Origin of the sequence: Flavobacterium sp. RSP49 (genome assembly GCF_003968735.1) — a bacterium.
Taxonomy (GTDB): Bacteria; Bacteroidota; Bacteroidia; order Flavobacteriales; family Flavobacteriaceae; genus Flavobacterium.
Genome location: NZ_RYDN01000014.1, coordinates 1 through 20,962 on the forward strand (window position 1 = coordinate 1; position 20,962 = coordinate 20,962).

Consider the following 20,962-nt stretch of genomic DNA (forward strand, 5'->3'; position numbering starts at 1 on the left):
TTAGCGGAATTGATAGTTCACCTCTGTTTTCCTTTGAATAAATTTAGTGTTTTTTATCTAATACAAAGTAAAGGCGGATGTGAACTAAATTTTCTAATCAACGGATAGCGTAGAATTGCTTTCTGTGCCCACAAAGTTGAGCAAGCAATACTAGATCCCCGCTCTAACTGGCTCTCGTTTGAAACGAGTGCCTAATTACCTTGTAAAAACAAGTCGAAGCGTTTGCAACGCGCCTAGCTATAAAAAGTGTAATAAAAAAAGAACTTGCTCAAGCTAAAATGGACTAGCAATAGAACGCCGTCATTTTGATGCTCGTCAGGGAACTTATTTATGGCCATTGGTTTGTCTTATGCGTTTTTAATTTATTATTTCAATTATTGGTATTTTAGAAAAGATGGTTTATATCTTAAGATTGAAAAAAGGTTTATAAATGAAAGTGAAAAGCAGAGAGTATTAGGAAATATATTTGTTTTTGTTTTTGGCTCGATTATTATTTTTATGCTTACAGGTTTTTTAGTTAATAAGTATTACGGTGGATTCAAGTAGCTAAATTTTAAATACCATCTGACTTATGCAGAAATTATTTCAAATGTTAGCATGATGTTTACCCTAGTGTAGAGAGCAGATATAATCAAATCGGTTAATATGATCATCCATATCAAAAATATCTTAAACTAAATAATTTTTTATATTGGGATTTTTCCAAAAGTCTTTCATAAAATTATTTGTGTAAAATTCAAAAGTAATGTTACATTTTAGTCGTTTTCCTAACACGACTTTCTAACGTGTTAAATTTTTTCAATTTTTCTAACACGTTTACATAACGTGGTAAGTTTTTAGCATTTTTCTAACACGTTGTTTTTATGCGGTAAATTTTCAATGGTTTTTTACCATATTTAACTATAGCAATCGATTCTGTAAAGTCTTTAGGCGGTAAGGATTGCAAAGTAAAATTTTCTGTCATTGTATGTGATTGATTCACAAAGTTAGAAAACTTATTTTGATATTGTAGTGATTTCAAAAAATACAATTTCTTGAAAAAAATTAAATTCATACCCCCACAAGAACCACCAAAAAGAAAAGTTACCGAGGTAAAATATTTTTTTTGAGGTACTCCCCATCTTTTATTTAAGAACGGAAACCACCATAATAAAGTGATTTACACAGAAAACGAAACAAAGACATTTATTTAAGGACAAAAAACCAAACTGCTAAACTTTTATTATTTCAAGTTAAGACTATAGAAACAGACAAAATAATGTTATAAAAATACTGTTTAACAGTTTTTAACTTATTGTATCAATCTAATTATATTACATAAAATAGATTCATTTTAGTTTCACAACACGAAACGGAGTTGTTATTAGGTCAAGTTTAAAAAACAAAAAACCCAAAACACTAATGATTAGTACTTTGGGTTTTAAAAGTGCGGATAATAGGACTCGAACCTACACGCCTTGCGGCACCAGATCCTAAGTCTGGCATGTCTACCAATTTCACCATATCCGCGAAATTCTGAGTGCAAATATAAGCATTACTTCTTAAGTTCAAAGGAATTTCTTAAAAAATTATTTACTCAGTTTTTTGTACTTTTGAGATTATAAAATAATTAAATAATGGAAAATATTAAAGCATACATTCAAGAACACAAAGACCGCTTTATCAACGAGTTAATCGAATTATTAAAAATGCCCTCCGTGAGCGCAAATCCTGCTTTCTCACTAGATATCATCAATACTGCTGCTGCCGTAAAAGCAAGTTTGGAAAAAGCAGGCTGCGATTTCGTTGAAATCTGTGATACCCCAGGCAACCCAATCGTGTATGGCGAAAAAATAATCGACCCAAGTTTACCAACCATTTTAGTGTATGGCCATTATGACGTACAACCCGCAGATCCTATTGAATTATGGACTTCGCCGCCATTTGAACCCGTAATTAAGAAAACCGAAACTCATCCCGACGGCGCTATTTTTGCCCGTGGATCCTGTGATGACAAAGGCCAAATGTACATGCACGTAAAAGCATTGGAATATATGGTTCAATCGAATACTTTGCCGTGTAATGTGAAGTTTATGATTGAAGGTGAAGAGGAAATTGGCTCCAAAAGCTTGAGTTGGTTCGTAGAACGCAATCAGAAAAAACTAAAAAATGACGTGATTTTAATTTCGGACACCGGAATGATTTCTAATCAACAACCGTCAATTACAACGGGATTACGTGGATTGAGTTATGTAGAAGTCGAAGTAACGGGGCCTAATCGAGATTTACATTCTGGATTATACGGTGGAGCGGTTGCCAACCCAATCAATATTTTAGCCAAAATGATTGCTTCGCTTCATGATGAAGACAACCACATTACCATTCCTGGTTTTTATGATAATGTAGCAGAATTATCCTTGGAAGAAAGAGCCGAAATGGCCAAAGCGCCTTTCAACTTAGACAATTACAAAAAAGCATTAGACTTAAATGACATTTACGGCGAAAAAGGCTATGTGACTAACGAAAGAAACTCCATACGTCCTACCCTAGACGTCAACGGAATTTGGGGTGGCTACACCGGTGAAGGTGCCAAAACCGTTATTGCGAGCAAAGCGTTCGCCAAAATCTCAATGCGTTTGGTTCCCAATCAAGACTGGGAGCATATTACTGAATTATTTACCAAACATTTTACCAGCATTGCCCCTGCAGGCGTTACCGTAGTGGTTAAACCACATCATGGCGGGCAAGGCTACGTAACCCCAATAGACAGCATTGGGTACAAAGCCGCAAACATGGCGTATACCGAAACCTTTGATGTGCCAGCCATTCCAGTACGCTCTGGAGGAAGCATTCCTATTGTAGCCTTATTCGAAAAAGAACTAAAAAGCAAGACTATTCTAATGGGATTTGGTCTGGACAGTGATGCCATTCACTCGCCAAACGAACACTTCGGGATCTTCAATTACCTAAAAGGAATTGAAACCATTCCGTTGTTTTACAAATATTTTGTAGAACTTTCTAAATAATAGTTAGCGATACCGTCCGTTCGAGTTTTTTTGTAAAGAGAAACGGAACAAAAAAGTATCGAGAACCTACATCCGCTCTAAACAGGGCGGATTTTTTTTGGGCGTTCCCACGCTTCCACTATCGTTCCAGCGTGGTCAGGCTGTCCGTTCTCAATCTTTTTATTTTTTGAAACAAAAAAATAAAAAGGATTTCCACTCCCATCCTTAACGCAAACCGCTGACTACCAAAATATTTTTCATAAAAATTTGTTTATTTCAATTTATATTCTACATTTGTAGAGCTAACTCTATTTTCGTAGAACAAAATCATTTTATGCGACAAACTGTTATTGTAATCGGCTTGTTATTTTTCCTCTTTAGTTGCAAAACCAATCAAATGAAAAATAAACTTAGAGAAGGACTTTGGATTGAACAATACTCACAGGATAGTTCCCATTATAAATCAATTGGAAAATACAGAAAAGGTGATCCCGTAAAAAAATGGAGTTATTTTTTAAATGGTAGAATCATAAAAAGAGAAAAATACAAAGACAACATCTGCAACACTACTTTTTATCATGAAAATGGAAAAATACAGTCCAAAGGAAAAACAAAAATGGAAACGAGCGATAAGTACGCACATTGGTTTTATTTTGGTGACTGGAAGTTCTTTAATGAACATGGAAAACTAATAACGATAAAGAAATACAAAAACGGAGAATCAGTTTCCGAAATAGAAATTAAATAACATGCAACAACTAACAAACGCCGAAGAACAACTTATGGAACACCTTTGGAAACTCGAGAAAGCCTTTATGAAAGACTTGCTGGAAGCCTATCCAAAACCAAAACCGGCAACCACAACCGTGGCTACTTTATTGAAAAGAATGATCGACAAGCAATTTGTAGCGTATACTGAATTTGGGAACTCCCGGGAATATTATCCATTGGTCAAAAAAACGGATTATTTCTCCAAACACGTCAACGGATTGATAAGTAGTTTTTTCAATAATTCGGCATCGCAATTTGCTTCTTTCTTTACCACCGAAACGAATTTGTCTCAAACGGAACTGGAAGAACTCAAGAAAATAATCGACAGTGAAATTCAAAAAAAGAAAAAATGAGCGACTTTCTAATCAAATCGACAATCACTTTATTTGTGCTACTGGCAGTGTATTATTTGTTTTTGGAAAAAGAAAAAACACACGTTTTCAATAGGTTTTACCTGTTGTTCAGCCTTGTTTTCTCAATGGTGATTCCCTTTATTACTATTGAAGTTATTCAGGAAATAGCACAGCCTGCAGTCAATCCAGGAAACATCCAAATACTGCAAGGAACCGCTGTAATACTTGAAGAAACTAACTATTTGGCAATAGGATTATGGAGTTTGTATGCGGTAGTAACACTCGTTTTGGCGATACGTTTTATCAGTAATATCATCAAGATTTCATCTAAAATGAAGTCGAATACAGCAATTGCCTATAAAAACGCAAAACTGGTTTTGGTTCCCGAAAAAACACTTCCGCACACGTTCCTGAATACTATTTTCATCAATAAAACGGAGTACAACAACCGTGAAATTGAAGCCGAATTGTACACACACGAGCTCACGCATGTAACTCAAAAACACACTTTGGATATTTTATTCATCGAACTATTGAAAACCGTTTTTTGGTTCAACCCTATTTTTATTTTTTACAAAAAAGCCATTCAACTCAATCACGAATTTCTTGCCGATGAGAAAGTAGTGATCTCCTATAACAATGTTCCCTACTACCAATCTTTATTACTATCGAAAGCAAACGAGAACCAAACTTTTTACTTGGCCAGTAATTTGAATTATTTAATAACTAAAAAACGATTACTTATGATGACAAAAACCACATCAAAAACAGAAGCTTTATTAAAAAAAGCAATGCTAATTCCTGTAGTAACTGCCTTATTGTTTTTATTGTGTACGAAAGTCGTTGCGCAGGAAACCAATGTTAAAAAAGAAACTACTCCTGTAAAACCTGGAAATTTATTTAAAACGTATTACGACAAAACCACTTTTAAAATCAAAGATGAAAAAGGGAAGATTACCAGCGAAAAAAAACACAATGAACTAACTCCTTTAGAAAAGAGAGCCATACCTTCTATCCTATCAAAACAAAAAAAATTACCTACAAACGAGGAACTTCTGGCGACTTTAAGCAAAGGAGCGCCTGAAGTAATTGAAATAGACACATTCAATTCTGAAAATCAGTTTGTCCAAAAAGGGGAAAATGAAGTCTACAATACTGCTGGAATAACCGAAAAACCAGATTTTCCCGGAGGAATATCAGAATTTTACAAATTTGTCGGCAATAATTTTAAAACTCCAGAACAACCTAACTTAAAAGGAAAAATATACATCACCTTTATAGTAGAAAAAGACGGCAGTTTAAGCGACATAAAAAACATACGAGATATTGGTTTTGGAACCGGTGAAGAAGCCATACGTGTTTTGAAAATATGCCCGAAATGGATTCCCGGGAAAATGAACGGCGTCCCTGTGAGAGTAATGTATAGCTTACCTATAACTATTCAATCTGGAAAGGCGTAATTATAAAAAAACAAAATCCGCTTCAAAAGAAGCGGATTTATTAGACTAAGGTTCCTTTTCTACAAGTAGTTTGGAATTAAATTAAGAGCTATTTTCGAATTTGCAAAACATCCCAAATACAAAACCATTTTCAAAGTAAGCCAATTGCCCAAATCACTAGTAACAAGGTTTGGCAGGTGGGCTTATTTCTATTCGTACATTTCGGGTTTTACAGCGTATTGAGTCACAAATTCTCCATTTTTATCGGAGTAATAATAATTTAATGTTACATTATTATCCCTGAAAAATTTCATTTGAGGATTAGTTTTTACGTTTTGCAAAACTCCTGGAAAAACATATTTTTTCACAGTATCAAGTTGCACTTCAGCTTTTATAATTCCAACTAAGATATAATTATACTGAACAGTTTTGTTAGGTAGGGCAACAACATTTTTTAAAGTTGTATATTCGTCAATATTCATTGGACAAGTTTTATTCATTACACTTGCCATTTCAGCGAGCTGTTTATCAATTGATGGTTGAAATAACGATTGAGTTACAAAAAGCCCTACGACAACTCCAACAACAACTCCTATTAAAGTTTTTAAATCAAGTTTCTTTTTCGGCTTCATTACTTTCAAATGTTCAATTTTGGTTTTCATGTTTTGGTTTTCTAAAATCGGTAATTTATAACCACAAACAGAACAATATTTTGAATTTATTTCGTTTTCAGCTTCACAATTTGAACAAATGGTTTTCATAAATTTCTGTTTTTATATATGTTTCTATTCCTACGTTACTTTTCGGAGTCTACCTGCCAACTTGTATGTAATCAAAACAAGCTATCGTACACACACCTAAATATTTTTAGATTAAAGAAGACCTATTTCGCTTTGCGTTTTTCAAATATATTTAAATTTTCTTACAATTTATTGAAAAAACACTTCATTGGAATGCGTTGCGTGAGGGATGGCAGAGAACAGCCCGACCTGAAGTTGCCAGGAGCAACGACGAAGCAATTTGCAGGGTCACTCCCAAAAATACGTATTCAACAAATGAAGTCTATAAAAAATAAACGGATTTATTAAACTAACGTGCCGGCGCTTTGAGATGTGGCAGATTAAGGAAGACTAGACTTTAAAATAAGCCTATACCCTTATTATTGCCAAACGACGGTCAACTGCCGTTTTTTTTTGTTATTTCTTTATTGCTGGTATTAAATATTCCTGCATAATCTTTTCAACCTGTTTTTCTCCGTACGGCGTATTATATGCTGTCGAAGTTATTATAATTACAATTGGTTGGTCTTTAAATATAAAAATTCTATTTCCACCATTTCCGCTAGAATAATAAACTTCATAATCTAAGCCATTTACTTTGTACGTTTTATTCCAAAATAAGTAACCATAAAATTCATCTTCTGATATTGCCACTTGGTGCGACAAACTTTTTACAATCCATTCTTGAGATAAGATTTGTTTGCCATTCCAAGTTCCTTGATTTTTGTATAATTGACCAAACTTCGCAAAGTCCAATGAACTCAATTGTAAACTACCTGCTGTATTTGCTACTTTTTGAGGTGTAAATTGCCATTTATATTTTTTAATGTTCAAAGGACGAAATAAATTCTTGTCCGCATATTTCTCTAAACCATTTGGTACAGATTTATCTATTATGTCGCCAAGAACTACAACTCCCGCTGTAAAGTAATCCCACTGCTTGTATGCTACTTTTGTTTTGTCAATAGAAAGATTTAATGTAAAGTTAACCCAATTTTTAGTAGGATACATATTTTCTTCGTTTCCGGGCGATTCAGAATAGATATCTGAACCTTCAAAAGTCGAACTCATTGTCAGCAAACTTTTTAAAGTAATGCTGTCTTTTGATGTAGAATAGTTTTGAAAAGATTTTAGATCGTAAAATTCTTTTAAGGTTTGTGTTTCACTTTTTATATATTTGTCTTTGATTGCGATACCCAAAAGAGTTGATGCAAATGATTTCCCCACAGAACGAGTGTCATGAAGTGTCTTTCTACTTGCTCCGTTAAAATATTCTTCTAATAAGATTTTTCTGTCTTTCACAACAATAATGCTCGTTATATTTTTAAAGGTTTGCTTAGCTATTTTTCGGTTTAGGTCTTCAATTTTAGCAATATCAATTTTATCTTTAGAAATCTGCCAATCTTTGATTGGTTTTATTGATTGAACTTTAACAAGTTTTTCGCTAATTTTTATTTCTGGAACGTTAATTTTTATTTGTCCTACTGCAATTATGTTACCCGTCAAAACTTTAGTCAGTTTTAAATACGGTCTTATTTCAATTTTAACCAGATGTTCTCCTTCAGAAAGTGCTTCTTGTCCACCATTGCCAAAAAATCTATTCCAAAGAAATTTACCCCAAGAATCTTCGTCGGTTGAACTTATCAATGGAACTCTGAAAATTGTTTTCTGATTTTTGTTTTCTGCACTTCCTGCTCCAATATTTAAATTTTCAACATATATTTTTTTGCCGTCAACAATAAATGTAAATTGATAATTCCCATTTTTAGTCAGTTCGTCAACAGTTGATTGAGGTGATAGAAAATGAAGATAATTTGTCAATGATTTGTCTAAAAAAACTCTGATATTTAAATCGGTTTTCTCTTTTAATTCAAATAATTTTAGAAAATCGGTTTCTTTAAAGTTTTCAATTGCAATTGCTTGTCCCATAAAAGTAATTTTACCAATGTTTGATTTGTGAATTGGATAAATTATGCTATCGCTTTTTACAAATTCGGTTTTTTGTCCAGACACATTCAAGTATGTCAGTAAACTTACTGCAAAAAAAGTGAATTTTGATTTCATTGATTTATGATTATTTTTTTTGTACTTTTTTTTGATCGACCATGACAGTCAACACATTAACCAAACAAACCTTCGCATACACGCCCTCATCTAAGCAGATTAGCTAAGACCTATTTCGCTTTGCGTTTTTCAAATATATTTAAATTTTCTTACAATTTATTGAAAAAACACTTCATTGGAATGCGTTGCGTGAGGGATGGCAGCGAAAATCCTTTATGTTTTTTCTTTAAAAACATAAAGATTGCAGCGAACAGCCCGACCCAAAGTGGCGAGGAGGAATGACGAAGCAATTTGCAGGGTCACGCCCAAAAATATTTCTCCAAAAAAAGAGGGCCCAAATCCTCTTCTTATTCTAGCTAACCTTTTTACGAAAACTCCATAGTGTTGACCAACATAAAATCAGTTTTTCTGCATATTAAAGCCAGGTTTGATTGTTCGTATTGCCTACGAGGCGAAAGTCTAGCTATTGTGCCAAGTATTAATTTATATCTGTTTCGCAATACTTATTTTATTGTCAATTGCGTCAAAATACTCAACATAGTCTGTCAAATCTGCATCAATCCAATTCAGCATTTCATATATTTCATTTTTGATATTTTCTGCATATGAAAAATCAATTGCATTTCCATAAAAGCAAACAGGTTCGTTATGATAAACTCTATTTCTAAATTCTCTTATTCTGTTTAGTTTCTGACTTATTGCACTTCTATTAATTCCGGCTGGTTTATTACTAAATGAATGTATAACAATTCCACCTATGAGCCGGTAATGGTGAGTATCGAATAAACTAGTCCAAAAGCCGAAAGATTGTTCAGCAACAACTTTTCCAGCTGTTACCAACCCGCCTTTGCGCCTAATGGTTCTTTCAGCATTTAAAATTGAATTTTTAAGAAAAAATCTAGAGGCTTGTAATGAATGGTCGTTCATAAAACCATTTTTCTCTGTAATAATCCAGTTTGGATTTGCGAAATGTGCAGATACTTGATTGTTGAAAATATTTCTCAGGAATATTTCAAATAAGTTTAAAACTGGATAAAAAGATTGTGCAACTCTTAAGTTTGCTCTGTATAATTTTTGCGCTTTTGTTTTTGAGTTACCTGAAGCTAATAAAAATCTGTTTAATCTAGGTTGAGAAAGATAGTATTCAAGCTTATTATATTCCATTAATTTTTTCCTAAAAAGATTGATTTTACAAATATATGCCATATCTTTACAACGTAATGCTTAATCAAGCCTCTTTTCTCCTAAAGAAAACGTAATTAAGTGAAAGATTTTACTTAAAGCTCTTTGGTTTTTCCGAGGAGCTTTTTTAATATTAACCACCACTGCTACACAAGTGGAAAAACCTTCATATATACTCCTAAATCTTTTTAGATTAAAGAAGGTCTATTTCGCTTTGCGTTTTTCAAATATATTAAAATTTTCTTACAATTAATTAAAAAAAAACGGCGTATCATTGGAATGCGTTGCGTGAGGGATGGCAGCGAAAATCCTTTATGTTTTTTCTTTAAAAACATAAAGATTGCAGCGAACAGCCCGACCCAAAGTGGCGAGGAGGAATGACGAAGCCAACTGCAGGGTCACGCCCATACTTCGGCTACGCTCAGCATAAATAAAGAATTTTAAAAAACAAATCCGCTTCAAAAGAAGCGGATTTATCAAACTAAAAATCTAAAAACAAACTACTAACTAAACTCTTTATCAGGATTGTATCCTAAATACGGCATGGATTGTTCCTTGAAAACTACACCGTATTCCTCTAATTCTTTCAAAATAGGCACATAAACTTCCTTACGAATCGGTAATTGAACTCCGGGAGTTGTAATCTTACCATTCAGTATTAATAAGGTTGCCATTGCAACAGGCAAGCCTACTGTTTTTGCCATGGCTGTATAGGTTTGATCATCCCCAATGCAAACCATTTTGGAATCTATTTGTTCTTTTTTGCCATTTAATTCGTATCCAAATTTGTGATACATGACAATCATATCTTTATCATCTTGCTGAAGCGTCCAACTATCAGTCAAGATCTTTTCCAGAATTTGTGCCGGTGTGGCATTCTTCAAGCCTACAATTTTGTTGCGATTGAACAAGTCCAATTCCAACAATTTGTCCCACATGATATCGTCCTGATCAATCTTAAGAATCAAACGAGTCTTGATTTCCACGGAATCCGTGGGATGATACGGCAAGAAAGAATTCACAAATTCCCTGTAACTCATGTTTTCAGAATCCTCCATTACGTAACTATCGTCTGTCATTCCTAATTGTACAAACATATTCCAAGCTTTAGAGAAACCGACTCTTCGGATCGTTCCTCGGTATAAAGTAAGTACATTATCCAAGCCATACACACTGCGGTATTTCAAGGAATCCCTGTTAGAGTACGCTTCAAAGCGACCATACCCTTCTACTTGTAAAAACTCGGTTCTGCGAAACAAATTACAATACGGAATGTATTTATACGTTCCTTCCTGAATAAATTTGGCAGCACCGCCCTGACCTGCTAGAACCACATTGCGTGGTGCCCAGGTAAATTTATAATTCCAAAGATTCGTGTCGGATTCCGGCGCTACGAGTCCACCACAAAAAGATTCAAAAAGAAGCATTTCTCCGCCTTTTTCTTTAATTTCATCAATCACTTTCATCGCACTCATGTGATCGATTCCAGGATCAAGCCCAATTTCATTCATGAAAATGAGATTGTTTTCTTTGGCGGCAGCATCTAATTCCTGCATGGCATCGCTCACATAAGAGGCGGTAACCAGATGCTTTTTATATATTATACAATCTTTAGCCACTTCGATGTGCAAATGAGCCGGCAACATCGAGATGACAATATCAGCATTTTCAATTGCTTTTTTTCGTTGCTCATTATCGTAAATATCTAAAGATATTGCAGTTGCGTTTTTATGATCATTGGTTTTACGCTGAGCTAAAGCCAATGATAAATCACCAATAACAAGGTGCAACCTCTCTTTTTCGGATTTGTCTAAAAGATATTGAATAAGAGATGAAGCTGATCTTCCCGCGCCGATGATTAAAATTGTTCTCATTTTTATTTATTTATAACACAAACATACAAAAATGTTGTATTTATAACAAACAACTCAAAATAATTTACTGAGAAAGCTTTTATTCTTTTCGTTCTTTCTTTTACGTTTTAAAAATAAAAAATTAGTCTGCTTAGTGTACCGTTAAATTAAGTTCATTTGAAAGTATCGTGCCAAATACTTTTAAAATTAGGAGATATGAAATACTTTTGCATCAAACATAATTATCATGGACAAAAAGATACTTACAACGGGAACTATTCTGGGAATGATTGCAATAATTCTTGGTGCTTTTGGCGCACATGCCCTAAAAAAAGTACTGTCTATTGAGCAATTAAATACTTTTGAAACAGGCGTACGCTATCAAATGTACCATGCACTGTTTTTATTGTTTCTTGGACTCCTGAAAGACCTCTCTCAAAAAACAAAAAAAACGCTCTATAATTTAGTGCTTTCAGGTGTAATTCTATTTTCTGGCTCCATTTATCTATTGGCAACAAACACCCTTACTTCGTTTGATTTTAGCATCATTGGATTTATAACTCCTATTGGCGGACTCCTATTAATACTGGCCTGGGGCGTTTTATTGACAAATATTTTAAATAAAAAGTCACAAATTTAGACGAAACAAATTCTATCTGAAATTTAATATCTACTTTTGCAGTCTATAAAAACAAACTACACAACAAAATATTTATGGACAATAACACACTTTTCACGCAATCGATTTCGTTAAAAGAATTAGGAATTGAAAATGCAAAAATTCATTACCAGTTATCTCCCGATGAATTACACGACATCACCATCAAATCTGGCCAAGGAATCGAAGTTTCAAGTGGATCACTAGCGGTCAACACTGGAGAATACACAGGCAGATCTCCGCAGGATCGTTTTATCGTAAAAGACAGCGTCACTGAAAACGAAGTGTGGTGGGGAAAAGTAAACATTCCTTTCTCGCCAGAAGCTTTTGAAAAATTATACAACAAGGTTACCGCTTATTTATCCGGCAAAGAAATTTTTGTGAGAGATTCTTATGTGTGTTCAGACCAAAATTACAGATTAAATGTCAGAGTAGTGACAGAAACCGCTTGGGCCAACTTATTTTGCTACAACATGTTTTTAAGACCTGAAACGGAGGAATTAGCAAACTTCGACCCCGAATGGACTTTACTTTGCGTACCTAGCTTTATGGCAGATCCAATTATAGACGGAACACGTCAAAGCAATTTCGCAATCCTGGACTTTACCAGAAAAGTAGTTTTAATAGGCGGAACTGGATATACAGGTGAAATGAAAAAAGGAATTTTCTCTGCCTTGAATTTCATTTTGCCAGTTTTCAAAAACACCTTACCAATGCATTGCAGTGCCAACGTTGGTAAAGATGGTGATACAGCTATCTTCTTTGGATTATCAGGAACCGGAAAAACAACTTTATCAGCTGATCCTAACAGAAAACTAATTGGCGACGATGAACATGGATGGACGAATGAAAATACCGTTTTCAATTTTGAAGGAGGGTGCTATGCAAAAGTCATCAACCTTTCTGAAGAAAATGAACCTGACATTTTTCGCGCTATAAAAAAAGGAGCAATTCTGGAAAATGTAATTATCAATAAAGATACGAATGACGTTGATTTTGAGGATATTTCCATTACACAAAACACTAGAGTAAGTTATCCTATTTTTCATATTGATAATATTCAGCAAGGTTCCATTGGAGAAAATCCTAAAAATATATTCTTTTTGACCGCGGATGCTTACGGGATTCTGCCTCCTATTGCACTACTAACTCCGGGACAAGCAGCCTACTATTTCATCTCCGGATACACAGCAAAAGTTGCCGGAACTGAAGCAGGAATCACAGAACCTCAACCCAATTTCTCGACGTGTTTTGGAGCGCCATTTATGCCATTACACCCAACAAGATACGCTGAAATGTTAACTAAAAAAATGAAAGATGCCAATGTAAAAGTCTGGCTTATCAATACAGGATGGACTGGTGGCCCTTACGGAATAGGAAACCGAATGAAATTAAAATACACCCGCGCCATGATTACCGCTGCATTAAATGGAGAATTGGATGATGTGGCCTATGAAAATCATAAAGTATTTGGAATTGCAAAACCTCAAACCTGTCCAAATGTTCCTAGTGAAATTCTAAATCCCAGAAATACATGGGAAGACCCAGAACTTTACGATAAAAAGGCAATAGAATTAGCTCAAAAATTTAAAGCCAACTTCACCAAATTTGAAGAATTTGCCAATGCCGAAATTATGGCAGGAGCACCATTAACATAAGGTATTATTAATTCAAAAACCAATAGAGCCGTTCGTAAAGAGCGGCTCTATTTTATTTAGGACAAACCGTAACAAAAAGCCATAAATGAATACCTATCAAGTATTTATACCACAATCCGTTTTTTGTCGTTAAATTTATATTCATCAGTCATCCGCGCCGGAATAGCAATCTGGTGAAGCAATCAAAAATCAATTATGTTAAAACAATTTTTCATTCTGTGTTCCGGCTCAGACAAAGACCTACTCGTAGGCAGTTCCGAAGGCGAACAAACCAAATATGTAGGTATTGGCGCCACTGTTTTCTTTACTGCGGTCATGGCTTTTCTTGCCAGTTCGTATGCAATGTTTACCGTCTTTGACAGTATGTATCCCGCAATCGCATTTGGTACCGTTTGGAGTTTACTCCTATTTAATTTGGATCGTTTTATTGTTTCCACTATTCGAAAAAGAGATCAATTTGGAAGTGAATTTCTGCAGGCAACTCCCCGAATTATTTTAGCGGTAATCATTGCGATCGTCATTTCGAAACCATTAGAAATTAAAATCTTCGAGAAAGAAATCAACACCGTTTTATTGAAATAGAAAAATGCGATGGCATTGAATAACAAAAAGGAAGTGGTACATTATTTTAAATCGGATTAAACAAAAAAGTTACCGAAACCCAACCTATTATTGATGGATTTGACGGTCTAATGGCACGAATCAATGCCTTGGATAAATTATCGTGGCTGCCTTCGTTCTTTATAATGTTACTATTTTTAGCCATTAAAACTTCTCCTATTATTGCTAAACTTTTATCTCCAAAAGGGGAATACGACTATAAATTAGAAGATATAGAAAAGCGTTGAAAGCAACAATCGAGCAAGACAAATACCAACGTTCTTTATTGGTAAAAACTAGTGCGATGATGCACGATAAAGTGTACGGAGACATTGCTCAAGACAAACAGTTGCATGATTTACAACGAAAAAACGCTGCCGATTTGCTCGAATTACAATCAAATAATTTTGTAGAAAAGCAGAAAAGAACACTTTAAGTCGAAAGTCGAAAGTCCTAAAGTCCTAAAGTCAAAAGGAAGTAAATATCTTTTGACTTTATGAATTTCCGCATTAAGGCTAATTACATAAAACTTAAAATTTCTTTTTTGAAAGCATCATATTCGCCTTGCAAAATCAATCCGTTATCTAGTAATTTTTTATAATTCTGCAATTTTTCAAAAAGTTCGTCTTGCGATAAATCGCTTAAAGATTTGTCTTTTGATATTACTGTAGACTCTTCAAAATCTTGGTTTTCAGCAGTGAAATTAGGTGGTGAAACAGGCATTAGTTCAGCAAAATTAGTCACTTCTTCCGTTTCCATTTCTTCAATAATTTCATCTTCTGCCATTGGTGAAAACGGAATTGCATCTACAAGTGTTGCATTTAATACTGCTCCTGTTTTCAATATATCCAATTGTTCTTTGGCATACGTAAAAATTTTACGCGCTTGGATTTTAGGAATATAATCAATAGAAACTTCCATATTTGTTTTGGTTGTAAATGAAAACTCAGAACCCAAAATATTTTCTTTTACAAAAGTTCCTTCAACCTCATCCCAAGTGTAATCAATAAAATTCATTGAAAGTCCCAGATTTTTAGGCTGACAAATGATAATTCTTTTATTCGTCATCACAATACTATCCGGCAAAACAGTAATCGCTGGTTTTTTTTGAACAGCAATATATCCGATTTCTTCATTTTTCATCAATAAATCACTCAGTTTTGAAGCGATTTTTTCAATGGCTTTTGGGTCTTGTTCTTCGTTTAAAAACTTTTTAAATTGTTCTTTCATGTGATATGCTGAATTTATTCCTTACGCATTTATAATTTTATTCGACTTTTCTTGGCAAAAGTAACACCTAATCTTCTAATTCTTGAATTTCACTCTGCAATTTCTTTGTTAAACTTTTGAAAACCAAATCATAGGAATGATCCACCAACTCTTTGAGTAATGCATCCGCAACTGATTCATTTACAGCAATTGTATTCCAATGGGTTTTACTCATGTGAAAACCCGGTTGAATGTCCTCATATTCAGCGCGCAATTCCTGAGCGCGTTCTGGATCACATTTTAAATTAACTGATGGCTGTCCTTTCTCCCACTGACTTAAAGAAGACAATGCAAACATTTTTCCACCCACTTTAAACACCAATGTATCTTCGTCAAAAGGAAAATGTTCTGTAACCCCTTTTTTTGAATGACAATATTCGTAATAGGTTTCTAAGTTCATCTTAAGAAATTGTTTTATTCACCATTTAAAAAAGCATATAAAACCGGCTTACTCGGACTCGCATCATTTTCAAAAGAGGCAATTTGTAAATTCAATAAATAACTTCCATCAGGAACAGCATCCGCAACAAAAATCATTTCAGTAATCGTGGCATTCAACCGAGCTTCAATATTCAAAATACTCACATCCGTAACATTCCAAAAGGCTTTGTGCGCTAAGAGTTTCCCTTGATCTTTTTCTTTATCCACACTAGGCAAATCAATCAATAAATGCTGAATTCCGTTTTCGCGAATAAACAAAGCGGCCGCTTCACTAAGATAGGGTGGATTTGTATGAGAATATTTTCTGGATTTTTTATCACTGCTGTTAGGTAGTGTTCGGATAACAAGTGCCTCTGGAGCCCTTCCTTGCAAAGCATGCGCTACCGCTTCTTTAGTAATTACCAAATCCCCTTTTTGATCTTCAAATTCAATTGAAATCAATTCTGAAACAAAGAAAAACTCCTTCAAAGATTCATTAACACTGTAAAATTCACGTGTAATATGTCCTAAACATTCCGTATGGGTGCCATGTGCGTGAGGATTGAACGAAATCGTATTGAAGTTCGTAGAGGACATTCCTACTGAAACCTTCCCTATCCATTCCTCAAATCGTACCGGTTCAATCACAGGCTTGCCAACATACCACGCAATAGGATTCTCATCCGTATTGGTCAGTGCTATTGAAATATCTATGGGCTTTGCCAAATCGACCTTGAAAGTTCTATTATTTTGTTGAATTGTTGCTAGCACACTTATTTATTTTATGCCACTAAAGTAGAAAGACAAAAAGATTCCCTGAAATTTCATGAATTTCTTTGTTTTTTCGCCTCTTTGTGACGGATTTAAACTACTCCAAATTTAAGTAAAATAAATCCGATGCGATTCCATCCGTCAAAAACTTTCCTTTTTTGGTTGGCTTTAAAATCCCATTTTCAATAAAAAGCAAATCATCATCAAGAAATTTTCGAGATTGATTGTTCAAATATTCCAAATATCCACTTCCGAATTCGCTTTCAATTCTATCCAAAGAAACACCCCAAATCGTTCGTAAACCCGTCATAACATATTCGTTGTATCGGTCCATAACCGAAAGGATTTCGATTTCATTGGGTAATTTATCCTCTTGAATGGATTTTAAATACAGCGCATTATTCGAAACATTCCAACTTCTCGAAACTCCATCATAACTGTGCGCCGAAGGACCGATACCAATGTATTTTTTTCCCAACCAATACGCTGAATTATTCTTCGAAAAATAGTTTTCCTTCCCAAAATTTGACAATTCGTAGTGAATAAAATCATTGGCTTCGAGCATTTCGATTAAAATAGCAAAGTGCTCTTGCGCGACATCATCTTTAGGCGCGGCTATTTTTCCAGTTTGTATCAGTTTATTCAACGCTGTTTTAGGCTCTACTGTCAAGGCGTAACTCGAGATATGTGGAATCCCAAAACTCAATGCTGTTTCAATGTTTTGTTTCCATTTCTCATTGCTCATTTGCTGCGCCTGTTCGCCATTTTGGCTCGAGTCCGGAATTCCGTATATTAGATCGAGAGAAATGTTGTCAAAATACTGAGTAGCAACTTCTAAACATTTTCTGGCTTCCCCCGAATTATGAGCTCGGTTCATCAATTGTAAATCGTCTTCAAAGAACGACTGAATCCCAATACTTAGCCGATTAATTTTACTGTTAGACAATTCAATGATTCGTTCGCTTGACAAATCATCCGGATTGGCTTCTAGTGTGATTTCAGGATTATCTGAAACAGAATAGTATTTGTACACTTCCGCAATCAGGAAATTAATTTCTGCTGAAGTTAAAACACTTGGCGTTCCTCCTCCAAAATAAATGGTTTCGACAATTTCGTTTTTAAATTCGCTTTTACGCATTTGAATTTCTTTGGCAATAGCCAAAACCATATCGTCTTTCTTCTTCATCGAAGTCGAAAAATGAAAATCGCAGTAATGACACGCCTGCTTGCAAAAAGGGATATGAATGTAGATTCCGCTCATTTAGTAGTGGTCAGTTTTAAGAAAGTGGTCAGTGGTCAGTTCTGTAAACTGAGCACTGAACACTAATCACTTTTTTATTCGTTCTTCGTTTTGTTTTACAAAAGCATCCCAACCCGTATAGCTTTTCTCTCCCACTACTTTCCCAGAATTGAAAAAATGACAAACCGCAGCTGCTAATCCATCTGTACTGTCAAGATTTTTAGGCAATTCTTTCATTCCTAATAATTGCTGTAGCATTTTGGCAACTTGCTCTTTACTGGCGTTTCCGTTACCGGTAATTGCCATTTTTATTTTCTTAGGTTCGTACTCCGTAATAGGAATGTCTCTCGAAAGTCCCGCTGCCATAGCCACACCTTGAGCACGTCCCAGCTTTAACATCGATTGCACGTTTTTACCAAAGAAAGGGGCTTCAATCGCAATTTCGTCTGGATTGTGGGTATCAATCAACTCAATCGTACGCTCAAAAATGATTTTCAATTTTTGATAATGATTATCGTATTTGGATAATTGCAATTCGTTCAGCTGCAAAAATTCCATTTTTTTATTGACAATTTTTATCAAACCGAAACCCATAATCGTGGTTCCGGGGTCAATTCCTAATATGATGCGTTCGTTTGCCAAAAGTTTTAGTTTTTTATTACACAAAGATACTCAAAGGGAACACAGAGGTACACAAAGATTAATTTTACAATCGACCAAACAAAAAACTTTGCACCGCTTAGTAATTTCTTTGTGAATCTTCGCAAAACAGCTTTATCACAATACTTTTCCTTTTCTTTGCACTAATGAATACAATTCCACACAAAACTAAGCAATTCCTCGTACTTCTGATCAAACTTTTGATTGTGGGCGGTGCGTTTTATTTTATTTACAATCAATTGGCTAATAATGACAAACTGGATTGGCAGAAATTCATCGTTTTATTCCAGAAAAATCAGTCTATTGGCGGAATCGCCTTTATTTTACTACTGAGTGTTTTGAATCGGTTTTTTGAAATTTTGAAATGGCAAAACTTAGTTGAATTCATTCATGAAATCTCAGTAGGAACAGCAACCAAACAAGTTCTTGGCGCATTAACCGCGGGACTTTTTACACCCAATGGAGTTGGAGAATATGCCGGGAAAGCGTTATTTTTTGATAAATTAAACACTAAAAAAGTCATATTCTTAAATCTGATCTGCAACGGAATCCAAATGATATTGACCGTTATTTTTGGAGTTTTCGGATTGCTATTTTTTAATGCGCAGTACCATGTGATTACCACAAAAACAGTAGCGTTACTTTTTGGATTTCTGATACTTCTCTTCATTGTTTTATTTTCGGCCAAAAAAATTACTATCAAAGGGTATTCGATCGAAAAACTGATCCATAAGATTAATGAAATTCCAAAACCCATTCATCAAAAAAATATCTTTTTGGGTATTTGTCGCTATCTTGTTTTCTCGCACCAATACTACTTTTTGTTTCTGGCTTTTGATGTTGATTTGCCTTATTTTACCCTAATTGCCTCCATTTCCTCTGTTTATTTCTTAGCTTCTTCCTTGCCTACTTTTCAATTTTTAGACTTTGCCGTAAAAGGAAGTGTTGCGGTTTATTTCTTTGGGATTTTAGGTGTAAATGAATGGATTGTTATTTTCATTTCGACTTTAATGTGGTTTTTGAATGTGGTTTTACCCGTAATAATTGGCACTTATTATGTGTTGAACTTTAAAATCCTCTCTCCTCCCGGAGCTTCGGGACTCCCTAAAGGTGAGGGAGATAAAACTTATTAAAATAATTATGATTACAAATATTTTATTTTTGGTGCTTTTGATTTATGCCGTTTTTATTGGACTTTTGATTTATGGTCTCATTAAAGTGAGTACAATTGATTATATTGGCTTACAGCCAAAAACAAAATTCTCAATTATCGTTCCTTTTCGGAATGAAGCTGAAAATTTACCCATTCTATTAGACAGTTTGTCGAAGCTGAATTATCCGATGGAATTGTTCGAAGTGATTTTGGTTGACGATGAATCGGAAGAAGTGTTCCGTGTTCCGTGCTCAGTGTTTCGTGTTCGGATAATAAAGAACATTCGGATTTCAAACTCACCCAAGAAAGATGCAATTGTAAATGCGATGCAAATTGTAAATGCAGACTGGATTATCACCACCGATGCCGATTGTGTAGTTGATAAAAACTGGTTATTGACCTTGGACAATTACATTCAGCTCCATGATGTGGCGATGATTGCCGGGGCAGTAACGTATGATTGTGGCAATTCATTTTTGCATCATTTTCAGCAATTGGATTTGGCGAGTTTACAAGGCGCAACCATTGGGAGTTTTGGTATTAACAAAGGATTTATGTGCAACGGCGCCAACTTTGCGTACACGAAATGCTTTTTCCAAGCGTTGAATGGCTTCGAAGGAAATGACAGCATTGCCAGTGGCGACGATGTGTTCCTGTTGCAAAAAGCGATTGCCAAATCCCCTGAAAAAGTGTGTTATCTAAAATCTAAAAGTAATATTGTCATCACAAAACCGCTGGATAATTGGAAATCACTATTCCATCAGCGCGTTCGCTGGGCCTCAAAAACAAGTTCCTATCAAAGTACTTTCGGGAAAGGATTGGGACTGTTAGTATTTGCGGGGAATTTGTGTTTGGTGATAGGCGCTGGGTGTTGGGTGTTGGGCGTTATTCCGTTTCTAAATATAGTTTTACTGTTCCTTTTAAAATTTCTTGTTGATGCTGTTTTGATATACGAAACCAACTCTTTTTTAACCAAAACCAAAATACGTTATTTGATTTTGAGCAGTTTGTTCTATCCTTTTTTTAGTACAGGCGTGGCTTTGTATTCTGTGTTTGGAAAATACGAATGGAAAGGCAGAAGATTTTAGAATCCTGATCCGAGCCAAAA

17 protein-coding genes, 1 tRNA gene and 1 pseudogene are annotated in these 20,962 nt (G+C 34.8%); 9 read left to right on the forward strand and 10 right to left on the reverse strand.

Going from position 1 to position 20,962, the window contains the following annotated elements:
* Positions 1 to 1,427 precede the first annotated feature (1,427 nt).
* Positions 1,428 to 1,509 (reverse strand) — tRNA-Leu (locus EKM02_RS08690).
* A 107-nt stretch (positions 1,510 to 1,616) separates the two neighbouring features.
* Between EKM02_RS08690 and EKM02_RS08695 the strand changes: the two genes are divergently transcribed.
* The 4 genes from EKM02_RS08695 (at position 1,617) to EKM02_RS08710 (ending at position 5,568) form a co-directional block, all read left to right on the forward strand.
* A complete protein-coding gene (locus EKM02_RS08695) occupies positions 1,617 to 3,005 on the forward strand; it encodes a dipeptidase (RefSeq protein ID WP_126454245.1) in 1,389 nt (462 codons plus the stop codon).
* 376 nt (positions 3,006 to 3,381) lie between these two features.
* Positions 3,382 to 3,732: a hypothetical protein gene (locus EKM02_RS08700; protein ID WP_233579243.1), complete on the forward strand. Its 351-nt coding sequence runs from the start codon at positions 3,382 to 3,384 to the stop codon at positions 3,730 to 3,732.
* 1 nt (position 3,733) lies between these two features.
* Positions 3,734 to 4,108, forward strand: coding sequence for a BlaI/MecI/CopY family transcriptional regulator (locus EKM02_RS08705; protein ID WP_126454249.1), 375 nt, complete (start codon positions 3,734 to 3,736; stop codon positions 4,106 to 4,108).
* Complete coding sequence (locus EKM02_RS08710; protein WP_126454251.1) at positions 4,105 to 5,568, forward strand: energy transducer TonB; 1,464 nt, start codon at positions 4,105 to 4,107, stop codon at positions 5,566 to 5,568. Before EKM02_RS08705 ends, EKM02_RS08710 begins: the two co-directional genes overlap by 4 nt.
* Before the next feature lie 188 nt (positions 5,569 to 5,756).
* On the opposite strand, the gene EKM02_RS08715 is transcribed toward EKM02_RS08710, so the two are convergent.
* From EKM02_RS08715 to EKM02_RS08730, 4 genes are all read right to left on the reverse strand, one after another.
* Positions 5,757 to 6,308: a zinc ribbon domain-containing protein gene (locus EKM02_RS08715; protein WP_126454253.1), complete on the reverse strand. Its 552-nt coding sequence runs from the start codon at positions 6,306 to 6,308 to the stop codon at positions 5,757 to 5,759.
* 435 nt (positions 6,309 to 6,743) lie between these two features.
* A complete protein-coding gene (locus tag EKM02_RS08720) occupies positions 6,744 to 8,390 on the reverse strand; it encodes a serine hydrolase domain-containing protein (protein ID WP_126454255.1) in 1,647 nt (548 codons plus the stop codon).
* Positions 8,391 to 8,873: 483 nt separating this feature from the next.
* Entirely contained in the window at positions 8,874 to 9,596 is a 723-nt protein-coding gene (locus EKM02_RS08725) for an Abi family protein (RefSeq protein ID WP_126454257.1), read from the reverse strand.
* A 479-nt stretch (positions 9,597 to 10,075) separates the two neighbouring features.
* Positions 10,076 to 11,446 (reverse strand): saccharopine dehydrogenase family protein, encoded by a 1,371-nt coding sequence (locus EKM02_RS08730; RefSeq protein WP_126454259.1) that lies wholly within the window; start codon positions 11,444 to 11,446, stop codon positions 10,076 to 10,078.
* A gap of 226 nt (positions 11,447 to 11,672) precedes the next feature.
* On the opposite strand from EKM02_RS08730, the gene EKM02_RS08735 reads away from it, so the two are divergent.
* The 3 genes and pseudogenes from EKM02_RS08735 to EKM02_RS08745 all read left to right on the forward strand — a co-directional run bounded on the left by EKM02_RS08735 (position 11,673) and on the right by EKM02_RS08745 (position 14,777).
* Positions 11,673 to 12,065, forward strand: coding sequence for a DUF423 domain-containing protein (locus tag EKM02_RS08735; RefSeq protein WP_126454261.1), 393 nt, complete (start codon positions 11,673 to 11,675; stop codon positions 12,063 to 12,065).
* Positions 12,066 to 12,139: 74 nt separating this feature from the next.
* Positions 12,140 to 13,741, forward strand: coding sequence for a phosphoenolpyruvate carboxykinase (ATP) (gene pckA, locus EKM02_RS08740; RefSeq protein WP_126454263.1), 1,602 nt, complete (start codon positions 12,140 to 12,142; stop codon positions 13,739 to 13,741).
* 195 nt (positions 13,742 to 13,936) lie between these two features.
* Positions 13,937 to 14,777, forward strand: a pseudogene (locus tag EKM02_RS08745) (DUF4407 domain-containing protein).
* An 83-nt stretch (positions 14,778 to 14,860) separates the two neighbouring features.
* Here the strand turns inward: EKM02_RS08745 and EKM02_RS08750 are convergent.
* The 5 genes from EKM02_RS08750 to ruvC form a co-directional block, all read right to left on the reverse strand.
* Positions 14,861 to 15,571, reverse strand: coding sequence for a PH domain-containing protein (locus EKM02_RS08750; RefSeq protein WP_126454265.1), 711 nt, complete (start codon positions 15,569 to 15,571; stop codon positions 14,861 to 14,863).
* A 67-nt stretch (positions 15,572 to 15,638) separates the two neighbouring features.
* Complete coding sequence (locus EKM02_RS08755) at positions 15,639 to 16,010, reverse strand: MmcQ/YjbR family DNA-binding protein (RefSeq protein ID WP_126454267.1); 372 nt, start codon at positions 16,008 to 16,010, stop codon at positions 15,639 to 15,641.
* Positions 16,011 to 16,024: 14 nt separating this feature from the next.
* Positions 16,025 to 16,801 carry a cyclase family protein gene (locus EKM02_RS08760; RefSeq protein WP_126454269.1) on the reverse strand — a complete coding sequence of 259 codons (777 nt, stop codon included), beginning with the start codon at positions 16,799 to 16,801 and terminating at the stop codon, positions 16,025 to 16,027.
* Between the two features lie 97 nt (positions 16,802 to 16,898).
* Positions 16,899 to 18,062, reverse strand: a complete 1,164-nt coding sequence (gene hemW / locus EKM02_RS08765) for a radical SAM family heme chaperone HemW (RefSeq protein ID WP_126454271.1) — start codon at positions 18,060 to 18,062, stop codon at positions 16,899 to 16,901.
* A gap of 66 nt (positions 18,063 to 18,128) precedes the next feature.
* The gene (gene ruvC, locus EKM02_RS08770) at positions 18,129 to 18,683 is read right to left on the reverse strand and encodes a crossover junction endodeoxyribonuclease RuvC (RefSeq protein WP_126454273.1); all 555 of its coding nucleotides are present in this window, start codon (positions 18,681 to 18,683) and stop codon (positions 18,129 to 18,131) included.
* A 164-nt stretch (positions 18,684 to 18,847) separates the two neighbouring features.
* Here ruvC and EKM02_RS08775 point away from each other — a divergent pair, with 164 nt between their 5' ends.
* Together EKM02_RS08775 and EKM02_RS08780 are read left to right on the forward strand one after the other, a co-directional pair.
* A complete protein-coding gene (locus EKM02_RS08775; protein WP_126454275.1) occupies positions 18,848 to 19,834 on the forward strand; it encodes a lysylphosphatidylglycerol synthase domain-containing protein in 987 nt (328 codons plus the stop codon).
* A 7-nt stretch (positions 19,835 to 19,841) separates the two neighbouring features.
* Positions 19,842 to 20,942, forward strand: a complete 1,101-nt coding sequence (locus EKM02_RS08780; protein ID WP_126454277.1) for a glycosyltransferase family 2 protein — start codon at positions 19,842 to 19,844, stop codon at positions 20,940 to 20,942.
* Positions 20,943 to 20,962: the final 20 nt, after the last annotated feature.